Origin of the sequence: Neobacillus niacini (assembly GCF_036961885.1) — a bacterium.
Classification (GTDB): Bacteria; Bacillota; Bacilli; order Bacillales; family Cytobacillaceae; genus Neobacillus; species Neobacillus niacini_H.
This window is the reverse complement of sequence record NZ_JBALNQ010000002.1, coordinates 83778-99081: the sequence shown is the minus strand read 5'-3', so window position 1 is coordinate 99081 and position 15304 is coordinate 83778. Positions and strand designations below refer to the sequence as shown.

Here is a 15304-nt window from a genome sequence, read left to right as displayed (position 1 = left end):
AATCACGTGTGGATTTCGGATTGTCTGCGTTCTCTATTTTCCACCTTCCAATTTATTGTCGAGCTTTCCTAGATATTTTCTAGCAAACTCTGTTCCGCCGAGTCCGAATGCCAATCCAAAAGCCATTGCTAATCCACCTAAAACAAGGATGAAAGCAGCATTAACAATCGAATGGGCTACACCTAATTGATCAAGCGCCATAAACACCGTGATGGTTAAGATTGTATATTTAGCGATTCTTGCAAGCATTCTCGAATAGTTGTGTTGGACGATGGTTTGGAGAATTCGTTCCACAAACTGTCCTACGTATAATCCAATTCCAAGAATGAGGATTGCCGTCAATAGCATGGGCAGATAGGCAATTACACCGGTTGCCAATGTAACTAAGAAGTCTAACTGAACAATTTGTAAGGCTTCTACGGTAAACAAGAGGACAATAATTATTTTAGCCAGTACTCCCACCATTTGCGACAGCGTATACTTTGAAAGTTCTGGTGATACTGCACCAATCCCCATCTGGTGAAAGACTTGATCGAAGCGCAAGCGCCATAGCATTTGTGTTACCCATTTCCCCACCCATTTTCCAAGCCAAATCCCTGTAAAAATAAGCAGGACAGCAACGATCATATTTGGAACCATGGATAGAACCTTTTGAAGCATGGCAATGGCCGGTTCAGATATACCATTTAGTTCTAATTTTTCCAATGCTGTTATGATGACTGGAATTAATATTAGGATAAATACAACATTTCCGATGATGGTGGAAAGACTCGTCGCCTCTTTACCATTTTGCAAAAATCCAAACCGCGAACCGAGCTTGTCAGAGCCGATACTTTTTAAAAAGTTCGTTAAAATATCTCGGACAATTTTAGCAATTAACCAGCCGATTAACACAATCAGGACGGCTGCAAATAACTTAGGAATAAATGTTAACATCATCGTCAGTGCATTTGAAAAAGGTTCTGAGATCCCTTCTAATTCTAGCGCCCCAAGGACTGCTGGAATAAATAACAGCAATACAAAATAGAAGATTGCCATGCCGATACCATTGATTCTATTGGAGGCTTCTAGGGCGTTATTTGCCATTTTCCATTTAACAAGCTTTCCTCCTAAATGGATCATCCCTGCCCCTTTTATAAATAGATAACGCAGTACGAAAGCAATCACCCAGGCCAATAAAAGCGTCAGTGCTGCTTTTAATAGAAGAGGAATGGCTGCTGTCATGGTTGAGACCATGTTTACAAGCGGCTCCGCAATCAAGCCTAAGTTCAGCATATTGAAAAAGATAATCCAGACGATTACGAGTAATGTGTAATAGACGATTTTTCCGATAATTTTTTCAGTCGGATACTTTTTATTTTTAAAACCGGAAAAAAGTTTATCGTCTAACGTGGTTCTCTCAAGTGCAGTTTCTACGGCTTTGCCAATTCCCTTTGCTGCCAGCCAGCCAATTAATAGGACTAGAAGGGCCAAAAGAAAGTGGGGAATTCGGTCCGTGTATATGTACCAACCCGTCATCATATGTTCTACGTTCATGTATCATCTCTCCTTTTCTCGATTTGCTAAGGTAATACCCGGTCTAGCACAAATCAAAACCTTGTAATTTTTTATCGAAAAAAGGTTTCACTTTCACGGTTACCGGGAATACACCCAACATGTTCGACAAACAAAGGAGGAGTCAAAATGAGCAAAAAAACATGGTTAACAGGTGGAATGACTGCATTATTATCATTAGGTCTATTAGTAGGCTGCGGCGATGGTGTCGACCAGGATAATGGTATCAGCGACGGTGAGAAAAAGGATGCTATCGACCCAGGGACAAAGGAAAATTTAAATGATAATGGTGTCGGTGATGGCGTCGACCAGGATAATGGAGTTAGTGATGGTGAGAATAAGGACGCTGTTGATTCACCCAACCCTTAATCGTATAAAAGGAGGAAACAATAATGAATAAAGATCAGATTAAAGGAAGCTTTGAACAAGTAAAGGGCGAGGCAAAAGAGCAGTGGGGTAAATTATCCGACCAGCCTGCGACCGAGAATGATGGGAAAATGGACAAGCTGAAAGGGAAACTACGAGAAGGCTATGGAAAAGTGAAAGACAAATTTTAAGCACCAAAAAGCAGAGGCTCCCCCCCGCCTCTGCTTTTTCTATATATATTTTTATGACGATGAGTTTCCATGCACGTTTATCAATTCATCCGCGGTCTGAATCCGCTTATCTCCTCTTACATCTTCCTCTGGGGTTAAAAATGACTGATCCTCTGGTAGACTGGTAAGTTTCTCTTTCTCATGCTCTTTTTGTGCTTCTACCGTTCGTTTGGCATACGGCAGGGCTTTAAGTCTTTCATAGGAAATGGTTTCTCCTGTATCCACACAAACGCCATAAGTTCCTGTGTTAATCCGCTCCAAAGCCTCATTCACTTCTTCAAGGAGATTGTTTGCTGTATCATGCAAACCCCTTTGTTTTTCTCGTTCTTCTAATTGTGTGGCCGTATCCGCAAAATGATTATCATAGCTTGTTAATTCTCCGTAATCTTCGAACGATAAAGGCTCACTGGCTTCTACCATTTGAATGGTTTCTTGTTTCAATTGTAATAATCTTTTCTTAAAATACATCTGTTCTTCTTTCGACAACATTTATTTTCCCTCCTTACCTTCGTGAAGGTGTAATGTTTAATTTTCCGAGAACCTTTTTTACCTTCATTCGGTTCGGTTCAGAGGCTAACCACTTTGCGGCTGATACCCCCATTCCTAGTACCGTTAAGAGTCCTCTCATCGATAAAAATCGTTTCATATCCAGTCCTCCTCTAAATTCAATTCAAGAAAGAAGCTTGCACAAATTTGCACAAGCTTCTTTCTTATTCTAGTAAATCGATCATTTTCTTTATTCATGTTAACTGGTTTTAACCCTTGCTTATGTTGTACCACCTACTACCCATTCTAAAACTCTTTTTTCTCTGTTTAACACTTTTGAAATACTTGTAATCTATAAAATAGTTTCAGATTTTGTTTAACGGGTAATTAAAGAGTACCAAAATATAAAAGGAGGAAATAAAATGGTCAATCCTGAAAGGAACGTTGTAGGTGTTTATGATTCAGAACAAGATGCGATTCTAGCTATTGAGGGTCTTATTCGACAAGGATACGATAAACAAGATATTTGCGTCATTGGTAAAAATCTCAAACATGTGAATTATATTGCTGACGAAACAGGTACGGTAGCGGAAGAAAGTGCGGCTACAGGAGCATTAGCGGGTGGTACGCTGGGTGGCTTAACTGGTTTTTTAGTTGGAGTAGGTGCTTTGGCAATTCCCGGAGTCGGCCCAATCGTCGCCGCTGGTCCGATTGCTTCAAGTTTAATAGGAGCGGTTGCGGGAGCCGGTTTAGGTGGTTTAACGGGAGCGCTAGTAACGATAGGAATTCCCGACCATGAAGCAGAATACTATGGGAACTCCGTTAAAGAGGGAAAAATTTTAGTTTTAACAAAGAATGGACATCCCGATAATTTAAATGACAATCATTCAGTGGCGGAAGCAAACGTGACACATGATTGGGGCAAAGTGGAAAAACTTGACGATGAAATAAACAATATGGAATCTACGGAAGATCTGCAGGAAAAAAGACGAATCCCTAATCCACTACAATAATTACACAAAAGAAACGGTCCTTTTAAAGGACCGTTTCTTTGCTCCGAAGAGGCTCCCAACGCCTCTTCTTTTGCTATATATGTTACCCCTTTTTCGACCATAACCGATTTCTTCCCCCAAAGTTACCGGCTATCTTAAAAAGTCCCCGAAGTGGTTGAAGTTTTCGTTCACGAAGTCGATGGCGATGTCTGGGAATACCCCAAACAATACAGACGCTGCGACGGTGACGATTAACACAACCAGGATTCCCACTGGAATTTTCGAAAACTTGCTGTCATCCGCTGCTGGGCGGAAGAACATTTGTGTCATGATACCAAAATAGTAAAAATACGAGACGACGGTTGTAGCGATCATCACGGATGCTAATACATAATGTGGTTCTGGCACCATGAAGGCACCGATAAAGATGTTCATCTTCCCGATGAAGCCTGCTGTTCCTGGGAAGCCAGCTAATCCGACCAATAACACTCCCATCGCCACTGCTAACAGCGGTGAACGGCGGTACAAGCCCGCGAAATCAGCAATCCTTGTTGAACCCGTCTTTGCTTCCACTAACTGAATGACCGCAAAAGCTCCGAGATTCATGAACAGGTAAGCTAATAAATAGAACCAAACGGTGTAAAAGAAGTTTGAGCTCAATGATGTAAACGCCACTAGCACATAACCGGCATGGGCGATACTTGAGTAAGCAAACATTCTTTTTATATTTGTTTGTTTCAGTGCGACCACGTTTCCGATGATCATCGTCGCCCCAGCCACAACCGCGATGTAATCCTGCATGTTATAAAGAATTGGCATTGATTGTGGACCTTCTGATGCCGCAACTCCAAAGACAGAAATCAAAATCCGCGCAACAATCACGAATCCAGCCGTCTTGGAAACAACGCTTAAGAAGGCGGTAACCGGTGTCGGTGCCCCTTGGTAAACGTCAGGCGCCCACATATGGAATGGAGCGGCCGCCAATTTAAAGGCTAAACCCACGAATATCATTAAAAACGATAATCCGAGCAAATACGCATGCTGCGCATCCGCTAAGCCTTGTAGTGTGCCCGCGATGGCTAGTAAATTCGTTGTGCCCGTTAAGCCGTAAACATAACTCATCCCGAACATGGTAATCGCCGTCGCAATCGAACCGTTAATCACATATTTCATTGCCGACTCGTTTGATTGCAAGTTGTGCTTGCGAATACCCGCTAAGATATAAGATGAAATTGATAACAACTCTAACCCGATAAATAATGTGATTAAGTCACCCGAGGATGTCATAATCATTCCGCCGAGCAATCCGGTTAGGAATAAATAATAAAATTCACCGCGGTATTCTTCCATCCCCTGATCAGCCTTGTAGGAGACAGCTAAAAATAGTACAAGCGCTGACCCTGCAAGAAGAAGAAGCTTAAATGCTTTTCCAAAAGAATCAAGCCGGAAAGTATCGTCTAAAATCGATTCAGGCGCAGCACCAAGGAGTCCAATGACGGAAACGATGGCGGCAATGATGGCTGCGATGGCAATCCAGCCAAGGATGCGGCGGTCCTGTTTTTTCGGCATAAATAAATCTATTAGTGTGAGAAGCGCTGCAACACCAACGATGATGAACTCTGGTGTCATGATGCCCCAATTATATGATGTTAAATCCTCAAGACTCATCCTTCATCACCCTCCTAACCCTAGCATAATCGTTTCAAGTGTGGCTTGAAGCGGTGAGCTTAGAACGCTTGGTACGACTCCGATTAATACGATTAATGCCATCAGCACAAGGACCGGAACCCATTCGACGCCTTTGATATCGACGATTCCTGTAAAGTCACGGTGTGCCTTTCCGTACGTAATGCCGAGAACGGCACGTAATAAATAGACAGCGGTCATGATAATTCCAATGCAGCCGATTGCGGCAATCCATGGCATTTCTTCGAATAGTCCTAAGAACGCCATAAATTCGCTGACAAAGCCGGACATTCCTGGCAAGCCGAGTGAAGCAAGTGCGCCTGCGAGCAAGAAGCCGGAAGCAATTGGCATTCCTTTTGCCATTCCGCCCAGGTTTTCGATGAGTGACGTATCTGTGCGCTCATAGAAGGCACCCACTAGGAAGAACAATAGCGCTGAGATTAATCCATGTGAAACCACTTGGAAAATTGCGCCTTGGACGCCTGCCTCGTTCATCGCTGCTAGACCGATTAACACGATTCCCATATGAGAAATCGAGGAGTAGGCCAAAACCATTTTAAAGTCTGTTTGAATGAACGCAAGGAATGCTCCATAGAGGAGGTTAATCACCCCAAGAACAGCTAGCAGTACCGCCAAGGTTTCAAACTGCTCTGGAAAGATTCCCATTCCAAAACGAATTAAGCCGTACGCACCGATTTTCAATAGAATACCAGAGTGAATCATCACAATGGATGGCGGTGCTTGGACGTGAACGCGAAGCATCCAGCTGTGTAACGGGAAGATTGGCAATTTGACGCCGAATGCGACTAATAGTGCAATCAATAGCCCTAATTTTAACTCGCCCGAAAGCGGGATATTTGGATCATTCATAATTTGCGTTAAGATTTCAATATTGGTTGTGCCGGTTTTCGCAAACAAGATCATAATCACGATTAGGAGTACGGCTGAGCCTAAACCGTTGTAGATTAAGAAGCTGTAAGCAGCTTTTTCTTTTTCAAAATAGCCCCATTTTCCAATTAAGAAGAAGGTTGGAATTAAGGTAATTTCAAAGAATAAGAAAAATAGAATTAAGTTTTCTGCTGTAAAGACGCCGAGCATACCGATTTCTAGCAGCAGGAACAGCATGAAGTAGCCTTTCCATTCTTTTTTAATATAAATGGAGGCAATGCTTGCGAGTGTTGCTACTAGTGCTGTCAGGACGACTAACAGCATGGTTAATCCGCTGACACCAAGTTCATAGTTTACTTGCCAGTAACCTGCTTCGGTGCCTTGGAGACCACCGAAGGTAATCCAGTCCTTGGCCACGTTAAAGTCACTGAGGTCCTTGCCCCATAGGTAATGGAGATAAAGACCGGCCGCGATTCCCAGTGCAGGCAGTGTGGCTAGGAAGCCGACGATTTTGATCATTTTTTCCTGTGTTCTCGGCATGAATGCTAACACGATGATACCGAGTAACGGGGAGAATACTAATAGTGATAGAACGAAAGAAAGATCCATTATAAGTACCCCCCTGTTAACACAAAGATGACCGCTAGCAGTGCCAGACCGACGAAGGCAAAGGCTGCATAGGTTTGAGTTTGACCGGATTGCAGCTTCGATCCTGCTGCGCCTAGCCCTTGGACAATTCCGGCTACGGCCTTCATGATTCCCTCTACTAAGAAAACATCAATGAAGCGCAGGAAGTAGCTGATTCCTTTTGTGATAGCTACCACTGACATTTGATAGAATTCGTCAATGTAATACTTGTTTGTAAGAATGGTGTGCAGTGAATCGCCGCTGCCAGAAAGCCAGTTGCGTGCCACTGAACGCTTGTAGTAAATCAGGTAAGCAAGGTAGATACCTGCTAAGGAAACTACGGTTGCTGCAATCATAATCCAGATTGGACCTTCGATATGACTATGTCCGAGTGCTTCATTGCCGTCAACGAGCCATGCGCCCAGGTTGTGATTGAATGGTGTCTGCACGTAACCTGCGATGATGGCTAACACGCCAAGAAGAATCATTGGGTAGGTCATCAACGATGGTGATTCGTGAACATTTTTCAATGGACTGCGTGCTTCACCGGTAAATACCATGAAGAACAAGCGGAACATGTAAAATGCGGTCATGAATGCCGCTGCAAGCGCTAGTAAGAACAGGAATGGATGTCCGCCTTCCCAGGCTGCGATTAAAATTTCGTCTTTACTGAAGAAACCTGAAAACAATGGTACACCGCTGATCGCGAGTGTTCCGATTAAGAATAGTGGTCCGGTAAACTTTAGCTTTTTCCAAAGTCCGCCCATTTCTTCGATATTTTGTGTATGTACCGCATGGATGACGCTTCCGGCCGCTAGGAACAGTAATGCTTTGAAGAAGGCATGTGTCATCAGGTGGAAAACACCGGCAACATAGCCTGCTGAACCTAATGCAAGCATCATATAACCAAGCTGGCTGACGGTTGAGTACGCCAATACACGCTTAATATCTGTTTGGACGAGACCGATACTTGCTGCGAAAATTGCCGTAAAGGCACCGATAATCGCAATCGTCAATAGTGCGGTTTCACTCGCTGCGAACAGCGGGAATAGGGCAGCCACTAAGTAAACACCGGCTGCAACCATTGTTGCCGCGTGGATTAACGCAGAAACAGGTGTCGGACCTTCCATCGCGTCCGGTAACCAGGTGTGGAGCGGGAACTGACCTGATTTCCCAACAGCACCGATGAAGATTAAGATCGCTGTTAAGGTAATCATTGAGTTTGAGATCGCGCCAGCCTCGACGGCCTGGAAAATCTCACTGTATTCAAAGCTTTTTGTTTGCCAAAATAATAAAATCATCCCGATAAAGAGACCAACGTCCCCAATCCGGGTCATAATGAATGCTTTTTTTGCCGCAGCCTTCGCCTCTTCTTTGTTGAAATAGAATCCAATTAAGAGGAAGGAACCGACTCCGACGAGCTCCCAGAAAATATAAGTTTGCAGCAGGTTTGGCGAGATGACCAGCCCAAGCATCGCAAACGTAAATAGTCCTAAATAGGCATAGAATACTGGAAATCGCTCATCCCCGTCCATATACGCTTTCGAATATGTATGTACCAGGAAGCTGACGAGCGAGACAATCACAAGCATTAATGCATTCAATTGATTCACTTCAAAGCCCGCTGTTAAAGAAATATCTCCTATCCTGAGCCACTCCGTTGAAGTTTTAAACGTGGTTTGTGAGAAACGCTCGAACAACACCAACAACGAATACACAAGCGAAGCAAGCGTCGCGAGAATCCCCACATAAGCACTCGCTTCCCTCAACCGCTTCCCAAATAGAAGAAGAATCAAAAACGATAATAGCGGGAAAAGCGGTATGATCCATGCATTTTCCATCATCATCACAATCCCCTTTTTAAGAATGGTGCCTGTCACCGCTCGTGGACACTGTCCACCTGAGACAGACACCAATAATTACCAATTTGTCCATCTGGGACGGACAGTGTCTTTTTGCGGTGACAGGCACCGCATCATTTAAAAAAAAATTACTATTCACTGAAACCATTTCTAATTTTTCATTGTGTCCATTTCGTCGATGTTGACGGTTTTGCGGTTGCGGTATAGGGCCATTAGGATGGCTAGACCGACGGCTGCTTCTGCAGCGGCTACGCTGATCAAGAACAAGGCGAAAATTTGACCGGTAATGGATGGCGCCACTCCGTATTTACTGAAGGTGACTAGGTTAATATTAACGGCATTTAGCATGAGTTCGATCGAAATGAGGACGATGACGGTGTTTCTCTTTGTCAGTGCCCCGTATAAACCGATACAGAATAGAATCAGTGCTAGTACCAAGAAGGCTGAAGCTGGAACTGAACTCATTCCTTACCATCCTCCTTCTCTTCTTTCTTTGCCAGAACAATCGAACCAACAAGTGCGACCAATAGTAAAACAGACGTTAGTTCAAACGGAATCACCCATTTAGAATAAAGGGCTTCTCCAATTTTCATGGTATTGTTTACATGCAGGTCTGTTGGAACTTGGACGACGTTGAAATCGTATATTCCAACGTACACGGCAACTGCAAAGCCGAGTACACCTAGGAAAAGCAGCACCTTTCTCCATTTGCCTGTGGTTGTTTCCCCTTCATCATCGTGCTTCGTTAACATGATTCCAAATAGCATGATAATCGTAATTGCACCGGAATAAATCAAGACCTGCACGGCCGCAACAAATTCAGCTGACAGTAGGACGTAAATACCGGCAATCGCAACGAAGGTAAAAATAAGGGAAACGACCATATGCACGACTTTGGTAAGGTTCAATAACAGGACGCCGCCAATAATTGCTACAAGCGCGAGGCCCATAAATGCGATAAACTCGCCTGTAAATATCATGGTTTATTCACCTGCCGTACGTTTTCATCGTTCTCATCTAACCATTCAAGGTTTTTAAATAACATATCACGGCTGTATTCAGCTAACTCAAAATTATTCGTCATAATAATCGCTTCTGTCGGGCAAACCTCCGTACAAAGGTCACAAAGGATACAAATCTCGAAGTTAATATCGTAGGTATCGATGATTTTCCCCTTTTTCGCAGGATCCGGATGCTTTTTACCCGTTAAATTAATACATTCTGTCGGGCAAATGTTCATGCATTGATTGCAGACGATGCACTTTTCCGGGTAGAACTTTTGAATACCGCGGAAGCGGTCCGGCAGCGGAAGCGGCTCATCTGGATATTTATAGGTTACCTTTTCTTTGGTCAATTGTTTTAGGGTATATTTCAAGCCTTTTGTAAATCCAAGCACGTTTTTCACCCCTTTTTCATTTTAAAAATTCACGCTGGAATCGTTGGCGAGCTCTTTCAAGGACTTCGCCTATCGCGAACGCTCCCTACGGTTCCTTTTTCAAAAAAATCTTTTAGAAAAATAATGTTTTGATTAACGCTGTTAAGAATATGTTGGCTAGTGCTACTGGGAAAAGAACTTTCCAGCCGAACTCCATGAGTCTGTCGACGCGGAATCGCGGCAGTGTACTGCGCAGCCAGATATATACAAAGACGACGGCACTGAATTTAACAGAGAACCAAACGGCGCCTGGAATGAAGCCAAGGAACTCAAACGGCGGCAGCCAGCCTCCAAGAAAGATAACGGTAATCAATGCGGACATCGCAAATAGGTATACATATTCGGCGAGCATGAAAAATGCCCAGCGGAAACCTGAATACTCAACGTGATAACCCGCAACTAATTCGTTTTCGGCTTCCGGTAAGTCAAACGGTGTCCGGTTTAATTCGGCAATCGAGGCGATGAAGAATACGACAAACGCCACTGGCTGCAAGAGAATAAACCAAGCCGTTTCTTTTTGTTGTGCGACGATATCATTTAAGTTTAAGCTTCCGGTTAATAGGATGACTCCCAGTACGGCCATGACGAGCGGTATTTCATAGGAGATCATTTGTGCTCCTGCACGCATGCCCCCTAAGAGCGCATATTTATTGTTGGATGCCCAGCCGCCAAGAACCATTCCAAATACGGTCATTCCGGAAATAGCAATATAATAGAGAAGTCCGACTCCGATATCGGCAAATTGAAATTTGTCGGTAAACGGGATGGCCGCCAGCACCATGAATGACGGTGCAAAGGCAATGACGGGTGCTATGATAAATAATGGTTTGTCTGCTGCTTTTGGGATAATATCTTCTTTTAGTAATAGCTTGAGAACGTCGGCTACGGTTTGCAGTAGTCCCCATTTTCCACCGACTCGGTTTGGACCATGGCGCAGCTGCATGTAGCCCATTACCTTTCGTTCTGCTAAAATTCCATAGGTTACGAAACCTAAGACGATTAATAGTAAAACCGCTCCCAATAAAAAGAAGATTCCAAAGTTCGCTATGCCTGGACTAGATTGGAGTAATTCTTCTACCATTATCCGTCCACCTCCCCAAGGACAATATCAACTGCCCCTAAAATGGCAACCAAGTTTGCAATATTTTGGCCTATTAATAATTTCGGAAGAATTTGTAGATTATAGAATGAAGGTCTTCTAAACTTCAAACGGTACGGTTCTTTTTTACCATCACTAGAAATATAGCAGCCAATTTCACCGCGTGGTCCTTCAATTCTTACAAATGCTTCTCCTTTTGGTGGTTTAATAATTTTTGGTACTTTCGCCATGATTTCGCCTTCTGCAGGGAATTGGTCGCATGCCTGCTCGAGAATTTTCAAGGATTCTTCGATTTCTTCAAGGCGCACATAGTAGCGTGCCAAGCAGTCTCCTTCTTCCCTTGTGACCACGTTAAAGTCGAAGCGGTCATAAATGGAATATGGCTCATCTTTACGCAGGTCCCATTTCACGCCGGTACTGCGCAGGTTCGGACCGCTGAGTGAATAGTTGATGGCCTCTTCCTTTGAATAAATGCCAACCCCTTTTACCCGGTCTAAAAAGATTTCATTTCCAGATACGAGGTCGTGATAGCCCTTGAGCTGTTCGCGCATATATGGAATAAATTCCTTTACCGTGTCGACCCAGCCTTCTGGAGCGTCCCACTTGACCCCGCCAACACGCATGTAGTTGAAGGTCAAACGAGCACCTGATAATTCGTTTAGCATATTGATAATCATTTCACGGTCACGGAAGGCATAGATGAACGGGCTCGTCGCACCAAGGTCAAGGATATAGGTACCCCAGGCAACCAGGTGGCTCGCAACCCTGCCCAGTTCCATTGCGATGACACGAAGGAAATCCGCACGTTCTGGAACCTGAATTCCCATCATCGTTTCGACGGCATGACAGATGACATAGTTGTTTGTCATCGCGGACAAATAGTCCATCCGGTCAGTATATGGAATAATTTGCGTATACTGCAAATCTTCAGCAATTTTTTCCGTGCCGCGGTGTAAATAACCGATGACAGGGGTTGCCTCTGTGATGATTTCCCCATCAATTTTGACCACTAGCCGGAAAACTCCGTGTGTACTAGGGTGCTGCGGACCAACATTAAGCAGCATTTCTTCTGTTCTGATCATTGGTTACACCTCCACATCATACGGTTCATAATCTTTACGCAGTGGATGGCCAACCCAATCTTCTCCTAGCAAAATCCGATGTAAATTCGGATGTCCGGTAAACTTAATTCCTAGTAAATCATAAGCTTCGCATTCAGGCCAGTTGGCGCCTGCCCAAATTGGCTGCAAGGACTCGATTGTTGGTTCATCGCGGTCAATCTTCACTTTTAACGCCACTGATTGGCGATTTTTGTATGAGAATAAGTGAACATATACTTCCATATGTGTAACAAAATCTGTTCCATGCAGCTCAGATAGATAATCGAACCCTAGGAGCTCATTGTATTTTAAAAATTGAGCCAGTTTGAAATATGTATCTTTCTTCGCAACAAGTGTCGGAACGTCTTTAGATAATTTATTAATATAAGAATCTTCTAAAACATCAGAACCGAGGTTTTCCTCAATAACCTTCCTGTACTTATCTAGGAAAGGCTGGTTCGGTGAGACCTGCGCTGGTACTGTTTCAGCTACGGCTGTGTCGCCTGGTTTTCCCGCTGCTTTGGCCTTGGCGGCTGCTGCCGCTTTGGCTTTCGCCACTGCTGCTGCTTTTGCCTTCGCCTTATCATCGTCACTAGCGTCCGCGCTGTCTGTGCCTCCAGCTTTCGCTTTGGCCGCTGCTGCTGCCTTCGCCTTTGCTGCTGCCGCTGCCTTCGCTTTGGCCGCCGCTGCTGCTTTTGCCTTGGCATCATCAGTTGCTCCAGCAGTTTCAGCTTCCTCGGCTGGCGTTGCTGGTGCCTGAGTTTCTTCAGCTGGTGCAGTGCCACCCGCAAGATCCATTGCTTTACGCTTTGCCGCCGCTGCTGCTTTTGCTTTTGCAACCGCTGCCGCTTTCTTTTTGGCTAGATCGTCGCCATCTTCAGCTAGTGCTGGAGTTTCTGCTGGCTGCGCTGGCTGAATTTGTTGTTCTTGAGCTGTTTCCGCTGGCTTTTCATCCTGAACAAGCGCTTGTTCAGCAGGTTTGTCCTCCTGTTTTGGAGAACCCGGGACTTCCCCCGCTGCCTTTGCCTGGCGCTTTGCTAATGCCGCCGCCTTCGCTTTTTCAACTGCTTCTCTTTTTAATTGGTCAAGATCCTTCTCCCCGCTCATCGGTTAGATCACCTTCTTCCCAGTCTTCGCCTCATAGCGAATCTTTTCCTTTAATTTATTAATTCCATAAATTAATGCGGCCGGGTTTGGCGGGCATCCAGGTATATACACATCAACAGGGACAATTTGGTCAACGCCCTTTACCACTGAATACGACTTCACATACGGTCCGCCTGCAGTCGCGCAAGAGCCCATCGCAATCACCCACTTCGGTTCCGGCATTTGATCATACAACCGCCGAATAATCGGTGCCATTTTTTTCGTAACCGTTCCAGAAACAATCATACAATCCGATTGTCTAGGAGACGTACGGAAAAACGATCCAAACCGGTCAAGGTCATAGTTCGCTCCACCGACACCCATCATCTCAATCGCACAACAAGCCAGACCAAACGTCATCGGGTACAGCGAACTGCTTCGCGCCCATGCCTTAATTTGCTCCAGCGTTGCCAAAAATACATTTCTTTCTAATTCCTTCATTTCTAATGGTGAAAGGTCATCTAGTTTTAAGTCCATTGTAGCACCTTCTTCTTCCAAGCGTAGATTAAGCCAATCAACAGCATAACAACGAAAATCAACATCTCAATTAACGCGAATACGCCTAGCTTTTCATAGGCAACCGCCCATGGATATAAAAATACAGTCTCTACATCAAAAATAACAAACATCAGGGCAAAAATATAATAGCGGACATTAAACTGTACACGGGAATCGTGAAATGGATCAATACCGCTTTCATATGTAGTATACTTCTCGTCACTCGGCTTATGAGGACGCAAAAGCTTACCTAAATACAACGCCACCACTGGCAGCAGCACCCCAAGACATAGGAACACAAAAACTATCAGATAATTATTCTGATATACATTCAAAAGCTCCATGCCCATCCCCTCCAATGTTGTAAATTTTCATAACAATGAAACTTGTAACCGATAACATTATAGCATTGTTACAAACTTGTGTCGACAACACCAACCCCGAAAAATTTGAAATTCTATCGCCGCAAAACTTCCCATGACATGCGTTTGGGAGCTTGCTCACAAAAACGCCTTGACATGGGAAGTTTTGCAAGCTTCAGCGATAGCTGAAGCGCAATGTGCGTTAGCACATGGCGATAGAATTTCAAATTTTTAACCGAAACCGGTGTTGAGATACAAAGCCCCCTCCCCTGAGCGTTGCGTGATCTCGCAGAAAAGGCTACTTGAAATCACCCCAGAGATGACGCAAAAGCGAATTGTAAAACCTTGAACCTCATGCACGTGATCTGTAGCGCAAGCGGAAGATGACGTGCCTAGCAACAGGCTCGAAAGAGCCGCATCAACTACCTATCGACATTAAACAACAATTTCCAACGAATGTCAGTGAGAATTGTCATGCAAACTTCTCTAAATCGTAACCTTATATACAAAAAATAAATCCACAACCAACAAATCCAAAACAATTTCTTAAGAAGCTCCTGCAGTCATCAACACTATCATACTCACAATATACCAAATTATTCAAAACTTCATATTAAAAAAGAATAAATATAAACAACATCCTACCAAAATCCTAGATATTCCAGAACCAAGACCAGAACTCCCTATGTAACCCTTGAATTCCTATACCTCTGAATCCTAACCTGCCAAACGGTTCCCCCCACCTGCCATTTTTAAGCTCTTACCTGCCTAAACTCCATTTCACCTGCCAAATACCTTTGTTTACCTGCCTACTTAATTCAAACCACCGAAATAAAGCTAAAAAGCCAGTCGCAAGACTGGCCATCGTCATTTCTCCCCCTCTATTAATCTTCAAGAACCATCTAATTCTCATAATTTCATCTAGCTCCAAATTCCTACCTGCCAATCCATCTTCTCTACCTGCCAATTTCAA

The 15304-nt window shown here is 44.0% G+C and carries 18 protein-coding genes; 3 read left to right on the top strand and 15 right to left on the bottom strand.

Annotated elements, in window-relative coordinates; genetic code table 11:
* Positions 1-33: 33 nt before the first annotated feature.
* The gene (locus V7124_RS01915) at positions 34-1536 is read right to left on the bottom strand and encodes a mechanosensitive ion channel (protein ID WP_335485352.1); all 1503 of its coding nucleotides are present in this window, start codon (positions 1534-1536) and stop codon (positions 34-36) included.
* Between the two features lie 147 nt (positions 1537-1683).
* Here V7124_RS01915 and V7124_RS01910 point away from each other — a divergent pair, with 147 nt between their 5' ends.
* Together V7124_RS01910 and V7124_RS01905 are read left to right on the top strand one after the other, a co-directional pair.
* The gene (locus V7124_RS01910; RefSeq protein WP_335485348.1) at positions 1684-1923 is read left to right on the top strand and encodes a hypothetical protein; all 240 of its coding nucleotides are present in this window, start codon (positions 1684-1686) and stop codon (positions 1921-1923) included.
* A gap of 23 nt (positions 1924-1946) precedes the next feature.
* Complete coding sequence (locus V7124_RS01905) at positions 1947-2111, top strand: CsbD family protein (RefSeq protein ID WP_335485345.1); 165 nt, start codon at positions 1947-1949, stop codon at positions 2109-2111.
* Positions 2112-2162: 51 nt separating this feature from the next.
* On the opposite strand, the gene V7124_RS01900 is transcribed toward V7124_RS01905, so the two are convergent.
* A complete protein-coding gene (locus V7124_RS01900; protein ID WP_335485342.1) occupies positions 2163-2639 on the bottom strand; it encodes a TraR/DksA C4-type zinc finger protein in 477 nt (158 codons plus the stop codon).
* A gap of 13 nt (positions 2640-2652) precedes the next feature.
* Positions 2653-2796, bottom strand: coding sequence for a hypothetical protein (locus V7124_RS01895; protein WP_335415398.1), 144 nt, complete (start codon positions 2794-2796; stop codon positions 2653-2655).
* Between the two features lie 262 nt (positions 2797-3058).
* Between V7124_RS01895 and V7124_RS01890 the strand changes: the two genes are divergently transcribed.
* On the top strand, positions 3059-3649 hold the full coding sequence (locus V7124_RS01890) for a general stress protein (RefSeq protein ID WP_335485338.1): 591 nt from the start codon (positions 3059-3061) through the stop codon (positions 3647-3649).
* A gap of 129 nt (positions 3650-3778) precedes the next feature.
* Here V7124_RS01890 and nuoN read toward each other — a convergent pair whose 3' ends face one another.
* From nuoN to V7124_RS01830, 12 genes are all read right to left on the bottom strand, one after another.
* Entirely contained in the window at positions 3779-5296 is a 1518-nt protein-coding gene (gene nuoN / locus V7124_RS01885; protein WP_335485335.1) for an NADH-quinone oxidoreductase subunit NuoN, read from the bottom strand.
* Between the two features lie 6 nt (positions 5297-5302).
* A complete protein-coding gene (locus V7124_RS01880) occupies positions 5303-6811 on the bottom strand; it encodes a complex I subunit 4 family protein (RefSeq protein ID WP_335485332.1) in 1509 nt (502 codons plus the stop codon).
* Positions 6811-8673, bottom strand: coding sequence for an NADH-quinone oxidoreductase subunit L (gene nuoL / locus V7124_RS01875; protein ID WP_335415388.1), 1863 nt, complete (start codon positions 8671-8673; stop codon positions 6811-6813). Before nuoL ends, V7124_RS01880 begins: the two co-directional genes overlap by 1 nt.
* Before the next feature lie 168 nt (positions 8674-8841).
* Positions 8842-9156, bottom strand: a complete 315-nt coding sequence (gene nuoK, locus V7124_RS01870) for an NADH-quinone oxidoreductase subunit NuoK (RefSeq protein ID WP_335415386.1) — start codon at positions 9154-9156, stop codon at positions 8842-8844.
* The gene (locus V7124_RS01865) at positions 9153-9671 is read right to left on the bottom strand and encodes an NADH-quinone oxidoreductase subunit J (protein WP_335415382.1); all 519 of its coding nucleotides are present in this window, start codon (positions 9669-9671) and stop codon (positions 9153-9155) included. Before V7124_RS01865 ends, nuoK begins: the two co-directional genes overlap by 4 nt.
* Positions 9668-10087 carry an NADH-quinone oxidoreductase subunit NuoI gene (gene nuoI / locus V7124_RS01860; protein ID WP_335415380.1) on the bottom strand — a complete coding sequence of 140 codons (420 nt, stop codon included), beginning with the start codon at positions 10085-10087 and terminating at the stop codon, positions 9668-9670. Before nuoI ends, V7124_RS01865 begins: the two co-directional genes overlap by 4 nt.
* Before the next feature lie 112 nt (positions 10088-10199).
* Positions 10200-11207: an NADH-quinone oxidoreductase subunit NuoH gene (gene nuoH, locus V7124_RS01855; RefSeq protein WP_335415378.1), complete on the bottom strand. Its 1008-nt coding sequence runs from the start codon at positions 11205-11207 to the stop codon at positions 10200-10202.
* On the bottom strand, positions 11207-12307 hold the full coding sequence (locus tag V7124_RS01850) for an NADH-quinone oxidoreductase subunit D (protein ID WP_335485328.1): 1101 nt from the start codon (positions 12305-12307) through the stop codon (positions 11207-11209). The genes nuoH and V7124_RS01850 overlap by 1 nt, the downstream gene beginning before the upstream one ends.
* Positions 12308-12310: 3 nt before the next feature.
* Entirely contained in the window at positions 12311-13432 is a 1122-nt protein-coding gene (locus V7124_RS01845; protein WP_335485325.1) for an NADH-quinone oxidoreductase subunit C, read from the bottom strand.
* Positions 13433-13435: 3 nt separating this feature from the next.
* A complete protein-coding gene (locus V7124_RS01840; RefSeq protein ID WP_132087812.1) occupies positions 13436-13948 on the bottom strand; it encodes a NuoB/complex I 20 kDa subunit family protein in 513 nt (170 codons plus the stop codon).
* The gene (locus tag V7124_RS01835; protein ID WP_335415366.1) at positions 13939-14313 is read right to left on the bottom strand and encodes an NADH-quinone oxidoreductase subunit A; all 375 of its coding nucleotides are present in this window, start codon (positions 14311-14313) and stop codon (positions 13939-13941) included. Before V7124_RS01835 ends, V7124_RS01840 begins: the two co-directional genes overlap by 10 nt.
* Positions 14314-15091: 778 nt before the next feature.
* On the bottom strand, positions 15092-15298 hold the full coding sequence (locus V7124_RS01830; protein WP_335485322.1) for a hypothetical protein: 207 nt from the start codon (positions 15296-15298) through the stop codon (positions 15092-15094).
* Positions 15299-15304: the final 6 nt, after the last annotated feature.